Source organism: Vulcanococcus limneticus LL, from assembly GCF_002252705.1.
Classification (GTDB): domain Bacteria; phylum Cyanobacteriota; class Cyanobacteriia; order PCC-6307; family Cyanobiaceae; genus Vulcanococcus; species Vulcanococcus limneticus.
The window spans coordinates 45,535-64,351 of sequence record NZ_NQLA01000009.1 but is presented as its reverse complement, the minus strand read 5'-3'; the positions used below and the strand labels follow the sequence as shown (position 1 = coordinate 64,351).

Here is an 18,817-nt window from a genome sequence, read left to right as displayed (position 1 = left end):
GCCTGGCCCAGCGACGCCTCGCCGCCACCCGCCCGGCCGCGCACAATGGATCCCGTGCCGAACCCCGCCGTCAGTCCCGAGGCCAGCGAGCAGCACTGGCAGCTGCCCCCCCCGGTGGCGATCGCGGAGCCGCTGCGGGCCTTTGGCCTCTGCGATCCGCTGCTGGCGCTGCTGATCCGCCGTGGCTTCACCAGCCCCGAGGCGATCGCCGTCCTGCTGGATCCCCCCCCAGCCCCCGCTCCAGCCGACCACTTCCCCGACCTGGCAGCAGCCGTGGAACGTCTGCAGCGGGCCTGCCAAAACGCCGAGGCCGTGGCCATCTGCGGCGACTATGACGCCGACGGCATGACCAGTACGGCCCTGCTGGTGGGCCTGCTGCAGCGCCTCGGCGCCAGGCCCTTGGCGGCCATTCCCAGCCGGCAGGACGACGGCTACGGCCTCAACGCCGCCATGGTGGAGCGGCTGGCGGGCGAGGGGATCAGCCTGCTGGTGACGGTGGACAACGGCATCGCCGCCCGCGAGGCCCTGGAGCGTGCCCAGGAGCTCGATCTGGCCGTGGTCGTGACCGACCACCACACGATTCCAGAGCAGCGCCCTCCCTATCTGGCCCTGCTGCATCCGGCCTGCACACCTGAGGGGTCGCCCTACCGGGGCCTGGCGGGGGTGGGCCTGGCCTACGTGCTGGCGCGGGCCCTGGCGGAGGCCCAGGGCTCCGACCAGGACCTGGCCATGGCCCTGGATCTGTTCTGCATCGGCACCATCGCCGACATGGCCCCCCTGGAGGGGGTCAACAGGCGCTGGCTGATCGACGGGCTGCCCCGGCTCAAGGCCAGCCCCCTGCCCGGGCTGCAGGCCCTGCAGCAACTGGCCGGCATCGAGAAGGGCGACCTGGATGCGGGGGCGGTGGGCTTCCAGTTGGCCCCGCGCATCAATGCCGTGGGCCGCCTCGGGGATCCTGCCTTGGTGGTGGAGCTGCTCACCACCGACGACCGGGAGCGGGCCCTGGATCTCGCCCGGGAGTGCGAGGCCCTCAACCGCAAGCGCCGGGAGCTGTGCGAGGCGATCGAAGCGGAGGCGGTGGCCCTGGTGCTGGCCGATGGCGAGCAGCGCAGCCCGTTTCTGCTGCTGGCCCAGAACCACTGGCACCACGGGGTGATCGGCATTGTGGCCGCCCGCCTGGTGGAGTGCTTCGGCCTGCCGGTGGCCCTGCTGGCCAGCGAGGGCAACGGCAGGCTGCGGGCCTCGGTGCGGGCCCCCCGCGGCTTCGCGGTGGACCAGGCCCTCACCCAGTGCGGGGCCCTGCTGGAGCGCTTCGGGGGGCATCCGGCCGCCGGCGGCTTCACGGTGCGGGCGGAGCGGGTGGCGGAGCTGCACGAGGCCCTCAATGGGCTGGCCAGCCAGTGGCTGGAGCAGCGGGGCGCCGCGGTGCTGGTGGAGCCGGAGGCGCTGCTGCCGCTGGAGCGGATCGATCGGGCCCTGTGGCAGCAGCTGCAGCGGCTGGAGCCCTTCGGCAGCGGGCACCCGGCGCCGGTGTTCTGGAGCGCGGACTGCAGGGTCGTGCAGCAGAAGGAGCTGCGGGGCGGCCACCTGCAGCTCAGCCTGGGCCAGGGGGAGACCCGGGTGCGGGCGATCGCCTGGCGCTGGAAGGGTGGCGATCGCCTGCCGCCCCAGGTGGATGTGGCCTACCGGCTGCGGCTGAACCGCTGGCAGGGGGAGGAGCGCCTGCAGCTGGAGCTGGTGGGGCTCCGCCCCAGCGGCGGCGACACGGTGCGGCTGCAGCGCCGCGATCGCACCTACTGGTGCAGCCGTCAGGGGGAGGGGCTGGTGATCCGCAACGCGGCCGGGGAGGAACTGCGGGGCCGCCCCGATGGCGTGGGCGGCAGCCTGCAGGCCGACCACCCCCGGGGTGATCATCCCTACCTCCAGTCGTTGCTGCAGGAGGCGGCCCTGGCCCTGGGCCTCGCCGCCTGAGCGGTGCCTTCAGTGCGCCGGCGCAAAGCCCGAGCCCAAGCTCCAAGCACAGGAAAGCCCGCTCCCCAGGGGGAACGGGCTCAAACGCCGCAAGCTTGCCCAGACCAGGGTCTTGAGGCGGCGAAAGCTGGGGAGCTTCAGAGGGCGCCGCGGCGGTAGAAGAGGATGAAGATCACCGCAGGGCCTGCAATGGTGATCAAAAACAGGGCAGCGAAGTTGGCGATCAGATGGAAGTCGATTCCCATGGAGAAGCGGCGCAGCGGCTGCACAGGTTGGCAACAAGATTACGGGCTGCCGGCCCCCACTCCCAGGCAGCCGCGGCGGCTCTGTGACGGCTTGTCACAGGCGCAGGGCTGGGGGGAGGGGCGGCGATGAGTGAGACCCTCACCTGGCGCTGCATCAGCGGCTGCGGCTCCTGCTGCCGGCTCGATCCCGGCGAGCGCAACGAGGCGCTTGCGGCCCTCTCACCCGAGCAGCAGGAGCAGTACCTGGCGATGGTGGGCGCCGATGGCTGGTGCGTCCACTTCGACACCGGCTCAAGCCAGTGCCGCATCTATGACGAGCGCCCTGAGTTCTGCCGGGTGGAGAACCTGGGGGTGCTGTTCAACGTACCGGAACCGGAGCGCAACGCCTTCGCCATCGCCTGCTGCCGCCAGCAGATCCGCTGCGAACACGGCGGCCGTGGCATGGTGATGCGACGCTTCGAGCAGGCCATCCGCCAGCCCCAGCCATGACCCACGCCGACGATCCGCCGGAGCTGCAGGCCGCCTCCGAGACCGCCGGCGACGACGCCAAGGCCGGCAGCTTCGGCGCCGTGTTCCTGACCACCTTCACGACGGTGTTCCTGGCTGAGCTGGGCGACAAGACCCAGCTGGCGGCCCTGCTGCTCTCGGCGGAGTCGGGCCGGCCGGTGCTCGTGTTCTTCGGCGCCTCCCTGGCCCTGATCAGCTCCAGCCTGGTGGGGGTGGTGCTGGGGCGCTGGCTGGCGCGGGTGGTGCCGCCCCACCAGCTGGAGCGCGGCGCCGGCATCCTGATGATCGCCCTAGGCCTCTGGCTGGGCCGCCAGGCAGTGCTGACGCTGCTGCCGGCCGGGCTGCCCGGCGAGCTGCCGGTGGGCTGAGGCCACCGGCGCTGCCCGCACGCGCCCTCCATCCGCCCCCCCCCCTTCAACTCCACCTACCCGCCTGTCCTCCGCTCCGGCCCCGTGCAGCTGCCCCTTCTGGCCTCCACCTTCGCCACCGTGTTCCTCGCCGAACTGGGCGACAAGACCCAGCTGGCGATCGTGACCATCAGCGGCACCTCCAGCCGCAGTGGCGCCGTGTTCGCCGGCAGCTCCTGCGCCCTGGTCCTGGCCAGCCTGCTGGGGGCGGGGGCCGGCGGTTCCCTCTCCGCAGTGATCCCCACCAATGCCCTGCAGCTGGCGGCCTCGCTGGGGTTCCTGGTGATCGGCATCCGGCTGGTGATCAAGGCGGGCCAGGCGGAAGCCGCAGACAGCGAACCGCCCACTGCCTAAAGTCACCACCAGGACCCACTACCGCGCCCGGGGATTTCCCTCTCCGCCCGGGTGATCGCGGGGGCTCCTGCTGCCAGCGGCCAACGCAGCTCTGCTGTCAACGGCCATGCCAGCTCTGCCGCAACCGTCGTCGCAGCTCCGCTGCAGCCGCTGGGTTGCACCCGCTCCCCTGCACCCCGCAGCCCAGCGATCCACGCCGTGGCGTGGCGCCGCCTTTCCCTTCGCCTTCCCTTCGCGCCCCATGAAGTTCACGGTCGCCGACCTGCTCGACCAGCTGCCCGACCAGGAGCAGCTGCCCGTCGCCAAGCTCGAGAAGGCCCTCGGCCTCTCCACCAAGGGCGAGAAGGAGCACCTGGTGATCGCCCTGGCCGCCCTGGCCAAGGTGGGTGTGCTGAGTCAGAGCGATGCCGGCGTCGCCCGCGTGCGGGACGAGGGCCTGATCGAGGCACGGCTGCGCTGCAGCAGCAAGGGCTTCTGCTTCGCCCTGCGCGACGACGGCGGTGAGGACATCTACATCCGAGACCACCAGCTCAACCACGCCTGGAACGGCGATCGGGTGCTGGTGCGCGTCACCCGCGAGGGCGGCCGGCGCCGTTCCCCCGAGGGGGGAGTGCAGTGCATCCTCGAACGCCAGACCAGCAGCCTGCTGGCCCAGGTGGAGCAGCAGAACGAGCGGCTGGTGGCGGTTCCGCTCGACGACCGCCTGCTGACGGCGGTGGAGCTGCCCGCCGCGGACGCCGAACACCTCAAGCCCGAGGGTGAGGCGGTGGTGGAGGTGAAGGTGGACCGCTACCCGGTGGGCCAGCTGCCGCCCCAGGGCCACGTGGCCCGCAGCCTGTCCATCAACGCCGGACCCGAAGCGGATCTGGACCTGCTGCTCACAAAGCATGGCCTGCGGGACCGTCCCCCCGCCCCCCGTGCCACCCTCAAGGCCCCGGCCGAGAAGGAGCGCGACGACCTCACCGCCCTGCCCACCCTGCTGCTGCAGGGCTGGAGCGGCGCCGAGGCCCCGATCCTGCCGGCCGTGTCCCTGGAGCAGACGGAGAGCGGCCATCGCCTCTGGCTGCACGCCCCCGCCATCGCCGAACGGGTGGGCTTCGGCGGCGCCCTCGACCTCTACCTGCGTGACCAGGGCGAGGCCCTCTGCGTGGGCGAGCGCTGGCTGCCCCTGCTCACCCCCGCCCTCACCAAGGCGGCCGCCTTCAAGGCCGGCGAGGCCCAGGCGGCCCTGTCTGTGGCACTGGAGATCGGCCAGGACGGCGCCCTGGAGCACTACCGCTTCAGCCGCAGCACGATCCGCCCCGACGCCCTGGTGGATGACAAGGCGCTGCAGGCCCTGGCCGAGCGCAAGCCCAAGGCCCGCACCACCCCGGCCGCCCTCAAGGCCCTCAAGGACCAGCTGCCCCTGCTGGAGCAGGTGATCGCCCTGGCCGGCCTGCTGCACCAGCAGCGGCTGGCGGCCGGCTCGATCGAGCTGGACCTGCCCCTGCCCGCCATCGCCGGCCTGGGCGACCTGGCCATCCCCGAGCCGGATGAGAGCCGCGAGGGCTGGCTGGTGAGCCTGGATGCCAGCTCGCCGATGGGGCTGCTGCGGGAGCTGGTGCTGCCGGCCCACCGGGCCCTGGGCCGCCACGTCGCCGCCCTGGAGCTGCCGGGCCTGTTCGCCACCAACGCCGCCCCCGATGCCGAGGCCGTCAACGAGGTGGCCAAGGCCGCCCTGGCCCTGGAGATCCCCCTGGAACTCTCCGCCGACGGCAACGCCACGGCCCAGGAGCTGGCCGTGGCCTTCGCTGCCACCGACCGCCGCCGGGTGCTGCAGCAGCAGCTGCGGGAGCCCCTGCAACCGGTGCTGCTGGCCGATGCGCCGGGCCCCAACATGCTGGCCGGTGAACCGGTGGCCTTCGCCCCCTGGAGCTGCCCGGGCCTGCACTACGCCGACCTGTGGAACCAGCACCTGCTGGTGCTGCTGCTGGCCGAGGGCAAGGACCGTCCCTCCGTGCGCCACAAGACCCGGGTTGACATCGCCGGCGACACCAGCCACGGCGCCATCGACTGGCCGCTGCTGGCCCCAAGCCAGATCACGCCGCTACAGGAGGGCCGCAACGCCGCCCTGCTGCACCGCCTCAACGCCCGCTCCCGCTTCGCCTCCGAGTTGCGCAACGACGCCGTGGCCATGGCCCAGGCACGCCAGGCCGAACCCCAGGTGGGCCAGACCCTCACCGGGGTGATCAGCGGCGTGCAGAGCTACGGCTTCTTTGTGGAGGTGCCCCCCACCGAGGTGGAGGGCCTGGTGCACGTGAGCTCCCTCAAGGACGACTGGTACGAGTACCGCTCACGCCAGAACCGCCTGGTGGGCCGCAAGAACCGCCGCACCTACATGCTGGGCGACAGCGTGGAGGTGGTGATCCGCAAGGTGGACGTGCTGCGTCACCAGATCGACCTGGAGGTGGTGCTGCCAGAGGGCGAGCTGGAGGACGCGGACGAGCAGCAAGGGTTCACCGGCTCCGACGAGGCCTGAGCCCATGGAGGACACCGCCGGCACCCCGGCCAACGCAGCCCCGGCCAGCCCAGCCCCCGCAGGGGCAGGCGATCCGGTTGTGCTGGCGGTGTCCGGCGCCTCGGCCCAGCCCCTTGCCCAGCGGGCCCTGCAGCTGCTGCTGGAGGCGGGTGAGCGGGTGGAGATGGTCACCAGCCGCGGCGCCATCGGCGTGTGGCAGGCGGAGCTGGGGCTGCGGGTCCCGAGCGAGCCGGAGGCCCAGGAGGCCTTCTGGCGCGAGCGCACCGGCAGCAGTGGCGGCAGCCTGCGCTGCCACCGCTGGAACGACCAGGCCGCTGGCATCGCGAGCGGCAGCTTCCGCACCAGGGGGATGGTGATCCTGCCGGCCTCGATGGGCAGCGTGGGCCGCATCGCCACCGGCGTCGCCACCGACCTGCTGGAGCGGGCGGCGGACGTGCACCTCAAGGAGGGTCGCCCCCTCGTGATCTGCCCGCGCGAGACCCCCTGGAACCTGATCCACCTGCGCAATCTCACGGCTCTGGCGGAGGCGGGCGCCCGCATCGCCCCGCCGGTGCCGGCCTGGTACCACCGGCCCACCACGATCGAGGAGATGGTGGATTTTCTGGTGATCCGGGTGTTCGATTGCCTCGGTTTCGAGCTCGGCGCTCTGCAGCGCTGGCAGGGTCCCGTTCCCTTGGCCCGTCCCCACCCCTGAATCCCTCCCGTGCTGCAACGCCTGCTGCTGCTGCCCCTGCTCGCGCCCCTGCTGGCGGTGCTGCTGGTAGGGGCCCTCAACCCCCGGCCCTGGGTGGCGCTGCAGCTGCTGGTGTGGCGCACCCCTGCCTGGCCCCTGGGGGCCTGGATCGGCCTGGCGGCGGCTGGGGGTGGTGCCCTCAGCGCCGGAGCCACCGCCCTCGCCCTGCGCACTGGCGGCGGCCCGCCCGGTCCCGGCCCTCGCCGCTCGGTGGCCGAGGTGATCGGCCGCAGGCGGGAGGCGGAACCCTGGCCAGAGGATGCCGCTCCCAGCCAGGCGGGCCGCAACACCTGGGGCGGCACCAACCCGGCCGCTGAGAGCTGGTTCGGGCCGAGCCGGGCCCCCACCGATCCCCCTCCCACGGTCTCGGTGCCCTTTCGGATCCTGCGCCGGGGCTCCGCGGGCTCGGCGCGGCCCGACGGGCCGGCCAGGAGCGCCCCGGCATCCGCTGGCGCTCCGACCGGCCGCGGCTCCGCTGCCCAGGCGGCCGCGAGCGTGACGGCTACCGGCGATGGCTGGGATGAACCCAGCAGCGACGACTGGTAGGGGCCCGACCAGAAGCCGGGGCCGGGGTCCTTAGAGTCCGCTGCAGCGTTCAGCCCGAGGCCCACGCCGGTGACCGATTCCGCCAGCCCCGCCCCCGACACCCCGGCGGTCCCCGAATCCCAGGCCGCCGCCGCCAAGCCGCCGGTGAAGGAGAAGCCGCCCGCGCCGGAGGATCGGCCCTTCGCCGAGTTCGTGCCCCAGCTGTTGATTCCGGCCCTGGCCAAGGAGATCCAGGCCTATGGCGGGCCAGCCGTGGAACTGCGGTTCGAGCAGGGCCCCATGCCCGTGGTGGGCGTGACCTGCTGGATGGTGATCGGCAGCCTGCCAGGCGCCCGCCGCTTCTGGCTCTGCTTCACCAGCGACGCCATCAGCTCCGCCAAGACCATCGCCGTGGCCGAGGCGGGGGCGGAGCCAAGCCTGCTGGAGTCGTTCCTGATCGACGAGAAGAAGACCACCCTGGCCCTGCTGGTCTCGCGCCTGGTGCAGCGGCTCAACGGCCAGAAGTGGCTGGGCGCCAACTGAGCCCCAACGCCCGTCGCCCATCCCCGGGCGCCGGGGCGGCGACCAGCCTGCCGGGCTTGCTTCCCGGGCTTGCTTCACAGTCCGGCGTGTCAGCCCCCGTCCCACCTACGATGGCTGCCACGCCCGTAGCTGCGCATCCCGATGGTGCCCCCCACCGCCGTTGCCCCACCCGCCCTCGGCACGCCTGAGGCGCCGGCCGTCAAGGAACCGGTCAAGGACACAATCCTGACACCGCGCTTCTACACCACGGACTTCGACGCCATGGCGGCGATGGATCTCCGCCCCAACGAGGCGGAGCTGGAGGCCATCTGCGAGGAATTCCGCAAGGACTACAACCGCCACCACTTCATTCGCAACGACGAGTTCGACGGCGCCGCCGACAAGCTCGATCCCGAGACCCGCAAGGTCTTCGTTGAGTTTCTGGAGCAGAGCTGCACCTCCGAATTCTCCGGCTTCCTGCTCTACAAGGAGCTGAGCCGCCGCATCAAGGAGAAGAACCCTCTGTTGGCCGAGTGCTTCGCCCACATGGCCCGGGATGAGGCCCGCCATGCCGGCTTTCTCAACAAGGCCATGGGTGATTTCGGCCTGCAGCTCGACCTGGGCTTCCTCACCGCCAGCAAGGCTTACACCTACTTCAAGCCGGCCTACATCTTCTACGCCACTTACCTGAGCGAGAAGATCGGCTACTGGCGCTACATCGCCATCTTCCGTCACCTCGAGAAGAACCCCGACAGCAAGATCTTCCCGATCTTCAACTTCTTCGAGAACTGGTGCCAGGACGAGAACCGCCACGGCGACTTCTTTGATGCCCTGATGAAGGCCCAGCCCAAGACCGTCACCGGTCTGCAGGCCCGCCTGTGGTGCCGCTTCTTCCTGCTGGCCGTGTTCGCCACGATGTACGTGCGCGATGTGGCCCGCAAGGAGTTCTACGAAGCCCTCGGCCTCGATGCCCGCGACTACGACAAGTACGTGATCGCCAAGACCAACGAGACCTCGGCCCGCGTGTTCCCGGTGGTGCTCAATGTGGAGCACCCCAAGTTCTACGAGCGCCTGGAGCGCCTGGTGACCAACAACCAGGCCCTGGCCGAGGCCGATCAGAGCGCGGCACCCGCCCCCCTCAAGCTGCTGCGCAAGCTCCCCTACTGGGCCGCCAACGGCCTGGTGATGGCCAAGCTGTTCCTCACGGCCCCGATCCGCAGCGAGCAGTTCCAGCCCGCCGTGCGCTGAGGCCGCCCACGCCCCGCCCCCTTCCCGGGGAGCTTCCCCAACCCCTTGGGGACTCGGGGCGTGCCAACCCAACGGCCGCAACCGAAGGCCCTGGTCCCTGCGGCCGGGGCCTTCTTGCTAGGACCGTGCCCAAGAACGGAGCCCCCTGGGTCCAGCCCCGGGCTGCGCGCCTCAAGCTCCACCTCCAACCCCACTGCCCGTCAGCCCCTTGGTCGCCTCAGCCACCAGCGCCGGACCCGGCACCACCAGCCCCGATCCCGGCGATGCCACCCGCTTCACGGCCGCCCGCTTCGATGCCACCTGGCGACCGCGGCTGGAGGCCCTGCTGGGCAGCGGCAGCGCCGCCGGCGCCGACCTGGTGGAGGTGTTTCTGGAGCGCACCGACCACCTGGGCGTGCTGGCCGAGCAGGACGCGATCACCAGCGTCAGTCCCGCCTTCGGCAAGGGAGCCGGCATCCGCGTCTTCCGTGGCGAGCGCGACGGGTTCGTGAGCACCAACGACCTCAGTGACGCTGGCCTGCGGCGGGCCCTGGAGCAGGCCCTGGGCATGCTCGGACTGCAGCTGCCCAGCCTGGCTGGCGGCGGCCTGGCTGGCGGCTTCGGCGGACTGGCCGACCTGCGGGACTTTGCCGCCGCCAAGGAGGACTGGCTGCGCCGCTGCCCGGAGCTGCGGGAGGCCACCGGCAAGCTGCTGGAGGGCACCGGCCTGCTGGAGCGCCACGGCTCCCACCTGCAGGTCCGCCGCGGCAGCTACGCCCGTGACTGGCAGGAGGTGCTCGTGGCCGCCAGCGACGGCACCTTCGGCCGCGACATCCGCCTGCACCAGTCGGTGGGATTGAACGTGCTGGCGGCCGACGGTGAGCATCGCTCCAGCGTGGGGCGCCGCTACGGCACCTCCGGCCGCCCCGATGACCTGCGCGAGTGGAACGCCGACGGCTCCGCCCAGGAGGTGTGCGAGAGCGCCGGCACGATGCTCTACGCCGACTACGTGGAAGCTGGCCAGCTGCCGGTGGTGCTGGCCAATCGCTTCGGCGGCGTGATCTTCCACGAGGCCTGCGGCCACCTGCTGGAAACCACCCAGGTGGAGCGGGGCACCACCCCGTTTGCCGACAAGGTGGGCGAGCCGATCGCCCACGCGGCCGTCACCGCGATCGACGAGGGACTCAGTGACGGCGCCTTCGGCTCCCTCTCCATGGACGACGAGGGCATGGAGCCCCAGCGCACCGTGCTGATCGAGAACGGCGTGCTGCAGCGCTTCCTCTCCGACCGGGCCGGCGAGCGCCGCACCGGCCATGGCCGCACCGGCAGCGGCCGCCGCCAGGGCCACACCTTCGCGGCCGCCAGCCGCATGCGCAACACCTACATCGCCGCCGGCCCCCACACGCCCGAGGAGCTGATCGCCTCGGTGGACAGGGGCCTCTACTGCAAGGCCATGGGCGGCGGCAGCGTCGGCCCCACCGGCCAGTTCAACTTCGCTGTGGAGGAGGGCTACCTGATCGAGAACGGCCAGCTCACCAAGCCCGTGAAGGGGGCCACCCTGATCGGCGAGGCCAAGGAGGTGATGCCGCGCATCTCGATGTGCGCCAACGACCTCGAGCTCGCCGCGGGCTTCTGCGGCTCGGTGAGCGGCAGCGTCTTCGTGACCGTGGGCCAGCCCCACATCAAGGTCGATTCGATCACCGTGGGAGGCCGCTGAGCATGACGTCGACCGTGACCGCAACCCCAGGCCAGGGCCTCGATGCCCAGGCCCTGCGCGCCAGCCTGGAGCGCCTGGCCGCCAGCACCGGTATCCGCCAGTGGGACCTGGGGGCCGCCTGCAGCACCGATATCTCGGTGCAGGTGGACCGGGGCGAGGCCAAGCAGATGAAGGGGGCCCAGCGAAGCTCCATCACCATCCGCGTCTGGAACGACGACGGCCTGGTGGGCATCACCAGCACCTCGGACCTCTCGGACGCCGGCCTGGAGAAGGCCCTGGCCGGTGCCCGCGATGCCAGCGCCTTCGGCAACGCCGACGACACGCCGCAGTTCTCGCCACTGGCAACGGCGCCTCTGCAGGAGCTGCACCAGCCCCTGCGGGAACCCCAGGGCATCCTGCGGCTGCTGGACACCCTCAAGACCGCCGAGGCCGACCTGCTGGGTCGCCACAGCGCCATCGGCACGGTGCCCTACAACGGCCTGGCGGAGCGCAGCAGCGAGCGGCTCTACCTCAACAGCGCCGGCGCCAGCCGGCAGCAGCGGCTCAGCACCGCCAGCGTCTACCTCTACGCCCGGGCCGAGGAAGCGGGCCGCAAACCCCGCAGCGCCGGCGCCGTACGCCTGGCCTACGGCGCCGCGGACCTCGACATCGCCGGCTGCATCGACGAGGCCGCAGGCCGCACCATCAGCCACCTCGACTACGCCCCGATCGCCACGGGTCGCTACACCTGCGTGTTCAGCCCCGAGGCCTTCCTCGATCTGATCGGTGCCTTCAGCAGCCTGTTCAATGCCCGCTCGGTGCTGGATGGGGTGAGCCTGAGCAGCCGTGCGTCGATCGGTCAGCCGCTGGCTGTGCCCTTCCTCTCGATCCACGACAACGGCCTGCACCCGGGCAACATCGGCGCCTCCGCCTTCGATGGCGAGGGCACCCCCACCCGCCGCCTGGTCCTGGTGGAGGGCGGCGTGCTGCAGAACTTCCTGCACTCGGAGGCCACGGCCCGGGCCTTTGGGGTCACCCCCACCGGCCACGCAGGCCTGGGGGCCAAGGTGTCGGTGGGTCCCGACTGGTTCGAGATCGGCCCCACCCCCGGCAGTGGTGGCGGCCAGCCGGGCCTCGATCGCTTCAAGGCCAGTGAACCGATCGTGTGGATCGACTCCCTCTCGGCGCTGCATGCCGGCGTGAAGGCCAGCCAGGGCTCCTTCTCCCTGCCCTTCGACGGCTGGCTGGTCCAGGGCGGCGAAGCGCGCTCGATCGAGGCGGCCACCGTGGCCGGTGACATCCGCACCCTGCTCAACGCCATCGTCGGCTTCGAGGGGGAAGCCAAGGTCACCCCCGACGGCCTCTGCCCCCATGTGTGGGTGGAGGGGCTGTCGATCACGGGCGACGCCTGAGGATGAGGGTGCTGTTCTGGGGCACGCCGGCCTACGCCGTGCCCAGCCTGGAGGCCCTGGCGGCCGCCGGCCATGACCTGGTGGGCGTGGTGAGCCAACCCGACCGGCGCCGGGGCCGCGGCAAGGAGCTGCTGCCCTCGCCGGTCAAGGCGCGGGCCCTGGAGCTTGGGCTGCCGGTGATCACACCGCAGCGGATCCGCCGCGAGCCGGAGCTCCAGGCCCAGCTGGCGGCCCTGGGCGCCGACATCTCCGTGGTGGTGGCCTTCGGCCAGATCCTGCCGCCCGAGGTGCTGGCGCAGCCGCCCCTGGGCTGCTGGAACGGCCATGGCTCGCTGCTGCCCCGCTGGCGCGGCGCCGGCCCGATCCAGTGGAGCCTGATCGAGGGCGACGCCGAGACGGGCGTGGGCATCATGGCGATGGAGGAGGGCCTGGACACCGGACCGGTGCTGCTGGAGCGGGCGATCCCGATCGGCCTGCTGGAGAACGCCCAGCAGCTGGGCGCACGACTGGCCCAACTCACCGGCGAGCTGCTGGTGGAGGCGCTGCCCCTGATCGCAGCGGCCGGGCCGGGGCCGGAGGCCGAACGGCTGGCCCGGCTGGGGGTGCGACCCCAGCCGGAGCAGGGCCTGACCTATGCCCGCCTGCTGGGCAAGCCGGATTTCCAGATCGACTGGAGCGCCTCCGGCCTGGCAGTGCACCGCCGGGTGATGGGGCTCTACCCTGGCGCCCACACCAGCTGGCACGGCCAGCGCCTCAAGCTGCTGGCCACCGAGCCTCTGGTGCGGCGCCTGGCGGACCAGCTCAGCCCGGAGGCCGCCGCCCTGGCGGAGCGCTGGGGCCTGCCGGCGGGGACGCCAGCGGCCTCCACAGCCGCCACGCCCACGGCCCCAGAGCCGGGCACCGTGCTGGCGCTGGCGGAGGGCACCGGGCTGGTGGTGGCCACGGGTGGCTGCCCGGTGTTGATCCGCGAGGCCCAGCTGGAGGGGCGCCGCCCCAGCGCCGGCCAGACCTTGCTTCAACAGCTGGGGGCCCAGCCGATCGCTCGGCTGGGCCCCCAGGACGGCTGAGGCGGTGCTGAACCCCGCCCGGATTCGCCTGCTCGCCGTGGGCAAGCTGCGCAAGCGCTGGGTGAGCGACGGCCTGGCCCTGTACCTCAAGCGCCTGCCGGGGCTGCAGATCGTGGAACTCAAAGACTCCACGCCGGCCCGGGAGGCGGAGGCGGTGCTGCTGGCCCTGCGGCCCGACGAGCAGCTGATCGGCCTGAGCGAGGAGGGCGATCAGCTCGGCTCGGTGCAGCTGGCACAGCGGCTGGAGGGGCTGGGCTCGGAGCGGCTGGCCTTTGTGATCGGCGGCGCCGACGGCCTGGATCCGGCCCTCAAGGCCCGGGCCCGCTGGCTGCTGAGTCTCTCGCCGATGACCTTCCCCCACGAGCTGGCGCGGCTGCTGCTGGTGGAGCAGCTCTACCGCGCCCAGACGATCCAGCAGGGCGGCCCGTATCACAAGGCCTGAGGCGTGAGCTCAGCCGGCCCAGGGCCCGAGCTGGCAGCGCAGGATCGCCAGGGCCTCATCGGGCAGGCCGAGGAAGCGATCCAGCCAGGCCGCGCCGCTCGGCTGCACCGTGGCCACCCCCACCAGCAGCGCCTGACCCTGCCCATCGAGGGGCTGGCCCTCGGCCCGGTGGCGCCGGCCAGCCACACTGCCCGTGCTGAGTTGGGCATCGATCAGCAGGTCGGGGGCCTGGACCAGCGAACCGATCCGGAAGCGGAAGCGGGCCTGGAAGCGCAGCTCCAGCTGGCCAGTGGCGGGATCGAGCTGGCCCTCCAGCTGCTCCGGCGCGATCGCGATCGCCAGACCCGGCGGCAGCGGCAGGCCCAGCCAGCGGGTGGTGCGGCGATCGAGGTCGGGGATCCGCAGACCCGCCGGATCAAAGCGCAGGGCCAGGGGGCCTGGGCCCCCACCGGAACCACCGCCATCGTCCCGGCCGCCATCGTCCCGGTCAGTTGCCGCCGCCAGCTGGCCCAGGCCGCCCCCACCGCGGGCGTCGTAGCGAAAGCGGGGATAGGCGCCGATGGCCAGGCCGCAGCCGGCGAGGGTACTGAGCTGCAGCTGGGTCATGGGTGGGCTCGCGGGAGCTGGCGACAGCGGGGCTGCGAGTCTGGCGCTGCTTAGGCTGGCCCACTCCGATTGCCCAACCCCTCCATGCGTCCCGTGCCGCTGAAGCTCGGCCCCGGCAGCGACCTGCACCGCAGCCTGGTGCAGCTTGGCCGCGCACAGAACGCGCCGGGCTTCGTGCTCGGGGTGGTGGGCAACCTGTCGCAGGTGGTGTTCCAGTGCCCGGGGCCCGGCGGCCCCACCGTGCTGCAGGGCGACTTCGAGATCATCAGCCTGCAGGGCACCGTGGGGCCCGAGGGAGTGCACCTGCACCTGAGCTTCTCCGATGGCGACTGCCAGGTGTGGGGCGGCCACCTGGAGCCCGGCACCCTGGTGCTCAAGGGCGCGGACCTGCTGGTGGGAGTGCTGGCGGAGCCAGCTCCGGCGGACCAACCCTCCCCGGCCACAGGCCAACCGCGGGTGGCGATCGCCGTGCGGCCGGGCTGCCCCTATTCGGCGCGGGCCCTGCGCATGCTGCGCACCCTCGGCATCCCCTACACACTGGTGGAGCCCCGGGCCGAGGGATCGGTGCCCCAGGTGTTCATCGATGGCATCTTCATCGGCGGCTACGACGCCCTGGCCGAGCGCCACGGCCGCGGCGAACTGGCGGGCCTGCGCTGAGCCGCAGCGCCCCACGCCACAGCCCACGCCACGCCAAGCCCGAGGCCACGCCACCATCACTCCAGCAGTACAAATGCACTACCCTGGCGGGTGCGTGTTGCCGGAGGGTCAATGGGCGGCCTCGTCCCGCTGGAGGGGCTCGGTTCGTTGGAGTGGCTCGGTTCGTTGGAGTGGCTCGGTTCGCTGCGGCAGCCGCTGCGGCTGCAGCGGCTGCCGCTGGCCGGCGAGAGCGTGGCCGCCGGCTTTCCCAGCCCCGCCGACGACTACATCGAGGTCGGCATCGACCTCAACGAGCAGCTGATCCGTCACCCCAGCAGCACCTTCTTCCTGCGGGTGAGCGGCGACTCGATGACCGGCGCCGGCATCCACCACGGCGACCTGCTGGTGGTGGACCGCAGCCTGGATCCCCGCCCCGGCCGGGTCGTGGTGGCCGTGCTGGATGGGGCCTTCACCCTCAAGCGCCTGGCCCGCTGCCGCGGGCGGCTGCGGCTGGAGTCGGCCCATCCCGCCTATCCGCCCCTGGAGCTGGAGCAGTGCGGCGAGGTGCTGATCTGGGGCGTGGCCGTGCATGTGATCCACGCCCTCTGAGCCCCGGGCCCGCCAGCGCCGGCGGCTGCACCAATCGGAGCACCTCCCTACCTTAGAGGGGTAGGGCCGCCACGGGTGGAACGCCAGCATGACCAATCCGATCGCCCTGACCCTCAACGTGATCCCGGGCTCGAGCTCCCAGGTGGTGCACACCGGCGAGGAGGAGCTGAGCCGCCTGCTGAACGATCGGCTCTCCCAGCTGCACGACCAGCTGCTGGAGCTGGTGCCCTGCATCGATCGCATCGCCTGCGTGCTCTACGACGACGACAGCGATCGGCTCAAGACCTTCGTGAACAGCACCCGCAGCGGCGAGGCGATCCAGGGCTACGAATTCCCCCTGAAGGAGAGCGCCTCCCTCAGCGCCATCGCCAGCAGCGGCCGGCCGCGGGTGATCGACGACATCCAGGCCGTGGTGAAACCCAACAGCCCGCACTCCAGCTGGCTGCTGGAGCAGGGCTACCGCTCCTCGCTCACGGTGCCGCTCACCGACCAGGGGCAGTTCATCGGCTTCGTGTTCTACGACTCCTGCCAGCTGGCGGCCTTCACGCCGATCGTGCAGCGCAACCTGGGGCTGTTCACCCGGCTGATCAACATGACGATCTCGAACGAGCTCAGCGCCGTTCGCTCGATCATGGCCTCAGCCCAGGTGGCCCGCGACTTCGCCCACCTGCGCGACTTCGAGACCGGCGGCCACCTCGACCGGATGGCCCACACCTCGCGCCTGATCGCCCGCGACCTGGCGCCCTCCCACGGCCTCAGCGACGAGTTCATCGAGCACGTGTTCCTGTTCGCGCCGCTGCACGACATCGGCAAGATCGGCATTCCCGATCGGATCCTGCTCAAGCCGGGCCGGCTGGATCCCGAGGAGCGCCAGCTCATGGAAACCCACGTGACCCTGGGCCTGGAGATCATCGACAAGATCCTGGGGGAGTTCGCCCTGCAGGACCTGCCCGATTCCGACGTGCTGCGGGCCATCGTGGGTGGCCACCACGAACAGCTCGACGGCTCCGGCTACCCCCGGGGCCTGCGGGGCGAGCAGATCCCCCTGGAGGCGCGCATCGTGGCCGTGGCCGATGTGTTCGATGCCCTCACCAGCCGGAGGCCCTACAAGCCGGCCTGGTCGGTGGCGGAGGCCTGCGCCGAACTCAACAGGCTGGTGGCCGCCGGCAAGCTCGACGGCGCGTGCGTGGCCGCGATCGAGCGCCATGCCGATGAGGTGGCCGCCATCGGAGCCCGGCACCAGGATGCCCTGGCCGACTGATCGCCAGACGAGCCAGCTGGCCCTGCAGCGCCGCACCAGCGTGTCCCACCAGGGGGCGTTCCCCTGCTCGACATCGGCAAGGTGGGCATCAAGGACGCGATCCTCAAGAAACCCGACAGGCTGTCGGCCAAGGAGCAGGCCACGATGCAGCTGTATCCCCAGATCGGGTTTAATATCCTCGAGCGCCTAAGACAGGACATCGACATTCACGACACGTTAGTGTTCGGGATGGCCAAGGATCTGGCCCTCTCCCACTACGAAAACCGGGATGGCAGCGGCTATACCCAGGGCCTGAGCGGCGAGTCCATTCCCCTGGTGGCCCGGATCATGGCCATCCTCGACGTCTACGACGGCCTGGCCTCCAGACGCTGCCACCAGGAAGCGCTGCCGCACGCCCAGGTGGTCGACACCGTCGTGACCCTGGCGGGCACGACAGGCGATCCCTCCCTGGTGGAGGGATTCCTCAAGGTGAGTGAGCAGTTCCGACAGATCTTCGAGGCCACACCCGACGACAAGCGCTCCGGGCCCCAGGGGCAACGGGAGCTGGTGCCGCCGATCCCGGAGGGGCACCGGATTTGAGCGTGACCCTCGGATCGATCGGGCCGCGGCTGCGGGCACGCTGGCGCCGCCTGCAGCCGCAGGACAGCCTCGCCCGGGACCGCTGGTGGCTCTCGGTGCAGCTGAGCGTGACTCTCACCGTGGGCTTCGGTGCGGTGGCCCTGTTCACCTATGCCAACGCCCTCGCGGCAGCCCGTCGCCAGGTGGTGGAATCCACGCTGCCACTCACCCTGGACGCCCTCTCGGCCGATCTCCAGCAGGACTTCGTGCAGCCGATCCTGTTCGCCTCCGCGATGGCAGCCAACACCCTGCTGATCGACTGGGTGGAACAGGGCGAGCAGCCCGAGGCCGCCGTGCAGCGCTACCTGAGCCGGGTGCAGGCCCAGCACGGTGCCACCACGGTCTTCTTCGTGTCCGAGGCCTCGCGGCGCTACTACCACCCCACCGGCATCCTCAAGACGGTGTCACCGGGCAGCGCCCAGGACGCCTGGTTTTTCCGGCTGCGCGCCAGCGCCTCCTCCTACGAGGTGAATCTCGATCGCGACACCGCCGATCCGAGCCGCACCACGGTGTTCGTGAATTACAAGCTGCTGGGTGATGGCGGCCGTTTCCTGGGGGCCGTGGGCCTCGGACGCTCCACCAGCCAGCTGACCAGGCGGATCCAGCAGGCCGAGCGGACCAACGGCATTCAGGTGATGTTCCTGGACGGGCGGGGCCGCATCCTGTTCAGCCCCCGACGCGGGCAGGCCCCGCCGCAGCTGCAGCGGGCCATCGCCCAGCAGCGCCTGCGGGACAGCCTCCGCGAGCAACCCAGGGGCGCCTTCCAGTTCCGGCAGGGCGGGGAGCTGATCTATGTGCGCACCAAGCGCATTCCCGAACTGAACTGGACCCTGGTGGTGAGCCAGCCCCTGCGCGTGCCCTCCGGTCCGCTGTGGTCGTCGCTGTTCCAGATCAGCCTGACGGCGCTGCTCACCCTGATCCTGGCGCTGCTGCTGGTGTTCCGGCTCACAGGCCACCATCACCACAAGCTCGCCCGGCTGGCCCACACCGATCCCCTCACCGGCCTCTGGAACCGGCGCCAGCTGGATGAGCGGGTGCGCAGCGAGCTCGATCGCGCCGACCGCTACGGCGACGAGCTGTCCCTGGTGCTGTTCGACATCGACCACTTCAAGGCGATCAACGACCGCTTCGGCCATGCGGCGGGGGATCGGGTGCTGGTGGAGCTGGCCGGGCGGGTGCGGGCCAAGCTGCGCGAGAGCGATGGCCTGGGCCGCTGGGGCGGCGAGGAGTTCCTGGTGCTGATGCCCCACAGCACTGACGAGGAGGCGCACCAGCTGGCGGAGAAGCTGCGGCGGCTGGTGGCCGAGACCCCCATCGAGGGCGTGGGCACGGTGACGGCCAGCTTCGGGGTGGCGCAGCGGCGGCCCCTGGAGTCGGCGGAATCCTTGTTCCGGCGGGTGGATGGGGAGCTCTACCGCGCCAAGCAGGCCGGGCGCAATCGGGTGATGGCGGGCTGAGCGG

At 71.6% G+C, this 18,817-nt stretch carries 20 protein-coding genes; 18 read left to right on the top strand and 2 right to left on the bottom strand.

Annotation, left to right across the window (positions count from 1 at the left end):
• Positions 1-45: 45 nt before the first annotated feature.
• Positions 46-1,971 carry a single-stranded-DNA-specific exonuclease RecJ gene (gene recJ / locus CJZ98_RS06315; RefSeq protein ID WP_094589518.1) on the top strand — a complete coding sequence of 642 codons (1,926 nt, stop codon included), beginning with the start codon at positions 46-48 and terminating at the stop codon, positions 1,969-1,971.
• A gap of 137 nt (positions 1,972-2,108) precedes the next feature.
• Here the strand turns inward: recJ and psb30 are convergent, their stop codons facing one another.
• Positions 2,109-2,216 (bottom strand): photosystem II reaction center protein Ycf12/Psb30, encoded by a 108-nt coding sequence (psb30, locus tag CJZ98_RS06310; protein WP_094589557.1) that lies wholly within the window; start codon positions 2,214-2,216, stop codon positions 2,109-2,111.
• 126 nt (positions 2,217-2,342) lie between these two features.
• On the opposite strand from psb30, the gene CJZ98_RS06305 reads away from it, so the two are divergent.
• The 12 genes from CJZ98_RS06305 to CJZ98_RS06250 all read left to right on the top strand — a co-directional run bounded on the left by CJZ98_RS06305 (position 2,343) and on the right by CJZ98_RS06250 (position 13,626).
• Positions 2,343-2,705, top strand: a complete 363-nt coding sequence (locus tag CJZ98_RS06305; protein ID WP_094589516.1) for a YkgJ family cysteine cluster protein — start codon at positions 2,343-2,345, stop codon at positions 2,703-2,705.
• The gene (locus tag CJZ98_RS06300; protein WP_094589514.1) at positions 2,702-3,091 is read left to right on the top strand and encodes a TMEM165/GDT1 family protein; all 390 of its coding nucleotides are present in this window, start codon (positions 2,702-2,704) and stop codon (positions 3,089-3,091) included. Before CJZ98_RS06305 ends, CJZ98_RS06300 begins: the two co-directional genes overlap by 4 nt.
• Positions 3,092-3,175: 84 nt before the next feature.
• The gene (locus CJZ98_RS06295; protein ID WP_094589513.1) at positions 3,176-3,484 is read left to right on the top strand and encodes a TMEM165/GDT1 family protein; all 309 of its coding nucleotides are present in this window, start codon (positions 3,176-3,178) and stop codon (positions 3,482-3,484) included.
• A 241-nt stretch (positions 3,485-3,725) separates the two neighbouring features.
• A complete protein-coding gene (locus CJZ98_RS06290; protein ID WP_094589511.1) occupies positions 3,726-6,002 on the top strand; it encodes an RNB domain-containing ribonuclease in 2,277 nt (758 codons plus the stop codon).
• Positions 6,003-6,006: 4 nt separating this feature from the next.
• Complete coding sequence (locus CJZ98_RS06285) at positions 6,007-6,696, top strand: flavin prenyltransferase UbiX (RefSeq protein ID WP_094589509.1); 690 nt, start codon at positions 6,007-6,009, stop codon at positions 6,694-6,696.
• A 9-nt stretch (positions 6,697-6,705) separates the two neighbouring features.
• Positions 6,706-7,281, top strand: coding sequence for a hypothetical protein (locus CJZ98_RS06280; RefSeq protein WP_094589507.1), 576 nt, complete (start codon positions 6,706-6,708; stop codon positions 7,279-7,281).
• A gap of 69 nt (positions 7,282-7,350) precedes the next feature.
• A complete protein-coding gene (locus tag CJZ98_RS06275; protein WP_094589505.1) occupies positions 7,351-7,803 on the top strand; it encodes a DUF2996 domain-containing protein in 453 nt (150 codons plus the stop codon).
• Positions 7,804-7,944: 141 nt separating this feature from the next.
• Positions 7,945-9,030: a magnesium-protoporphyrin IX monomethyl ester (oxidative) cyclase gene (acsF, locus tag CJZ98_RS06270; protein WP_094589503.1), complete on the top strand. Its 1,086-nt coding sequence runs from the start codon at positions 7,945-7,947 to the stop codon at positions 9,028-9,030.
• A gap of 208 nt (positions 9,031-9,238) precedes the next feature.
• Entirely contained in the window at positions 9,239-10,726 is a 1,488-nt protein-coding gene (locus tag CJZ98_RS06265) for a TldD/PmbA family protein (protein WP_198537543.1), read from the top strand.
• 2 nt (positions 10,727-10,728) lie between these two features.
• Positions 10,729-12,117: a TldD/PmbA family protein gene (locus tag CJZ98_RS06260; RefSeq protein ID WP_094589501.1), complete on the top strand. Its 1,389-nt coding sequence runs from the start codon at positions 10,729-10,731 to the stop codon at positions 12,115-12,117.
• A gap of 2 nt (positions 12,118-12,119) precedes the next feature.
• A complete protein-coding gene (fmt, locus tag CJZ98_RS06255; RefSeq protein ID WP_094589499.1) occupies positions 12,120-13,184 on the top strand; it encodes a methionyl-tRNA formyltransferase in 1,065 nt (354 codons plus the stop codon).
• Between the two features lie 7 nt (positions 13,185-13,191).
• The gene (locus tag CJZ98_RS06250; RefSeq protein ID WP_094589554.1) at positions 13,192-13,626 is read left to right on the top strand and encodes a 23S rRNA (pseudouridine(1915)-N(3))-methyltransferase RlmH; all 435 of its coding nucleotides are present in this window, start codon (positions 13,192-13,194) and stop codon (positions 13,624-13,626) included.
• Positions 13,627-13,635: 9 nt separating this feature from the next.
• Here the strand turns inward: CJZ98_RS06250 and CJZ98_RS06245 are convergent, their stop codons facing one another.
• A complete protein-coding gene (locus CJZ98_RS06245; protein WP_094589497.1) occupies positions 13,636-14,232 on the bottom strand; it encodes a hypothetical protein in 597 nt (198 codons plus the stop codon).
• A gap of 84 nt (positions 14,233-14,316) precedes the next feature.
• On the opposite strand from CJZ98_RS06245, the gene CJZ98_RS06240 reads away from it, so the two are divergent.
• The 5 genes from CJZ98_RS06240 (at position 14,317) to CJZ98_RS06220 (ending at position 18,813) form a co-directional block, all read left to right on the top strand.
• The gene (locus tag CJZ98_RS06240; RefSeq protein WP_094589496.1) at positions 14,317-14,889 is read left to right on the top strand and encodes a PCC domain-containing protein; all 573 of its coding nucleotides are present in this window, start codon (positions 14,317-14,319) and stop codon (positions 14,887-14,889) included.
• A gap of 111 nt (positions 14,890-15,000) precedes the next feature.
• Positions 15,001-15,477 carry a LexA family protein gene (locus CJZ98_RS06235; protein WP_094589494.1) on the top strand — a complete coding sequence of 159 codons (477 nt, stop codon included), beginning with the start codon at positions 15,001-15,003 and terminating at the stop codon, positions 15,475-15,477.
• An 88-nt stretch (positions 15,478-15,565) separates the two neighbouring features.
• Positions 15,566-16,738, top strand: a complete 1,173-nt coding sequence (locus CJZ98_RS06230; protein WP_094589492.1) for an HD domain-containing phosphohydrolase — start codon at positions 15,566-15,568, stop codon at positions 16,736-16,738.
• A gap of 63 nt (positions 16,739-16,801) precedes the next feature.
• Complete coding sequence (locus CJZ98_RS06225) at positions 16,802-17,317, top strand: HD-GYP domain-containing protein (RefSeq protein WP_332835043.1); 516 nt, start codon at positions 16,802-16,804, stop codon at positions 17,315-17,317.
• Positions 17,318-17,319: 2 nt separating this feature from the next.
• Positions 17,320-18,813, top strand: a complete 1,494-nt coding sequence (locus tag CJZ98_RS06220; protein ID WP_198537540.1) for a GGDEF domain-containing protein — start codon at positions 17,320-17,322, stop codon at positions 18,811-18,813.
• Positions 18,814-18,817 lie beyond the last annotated feature (4 nt).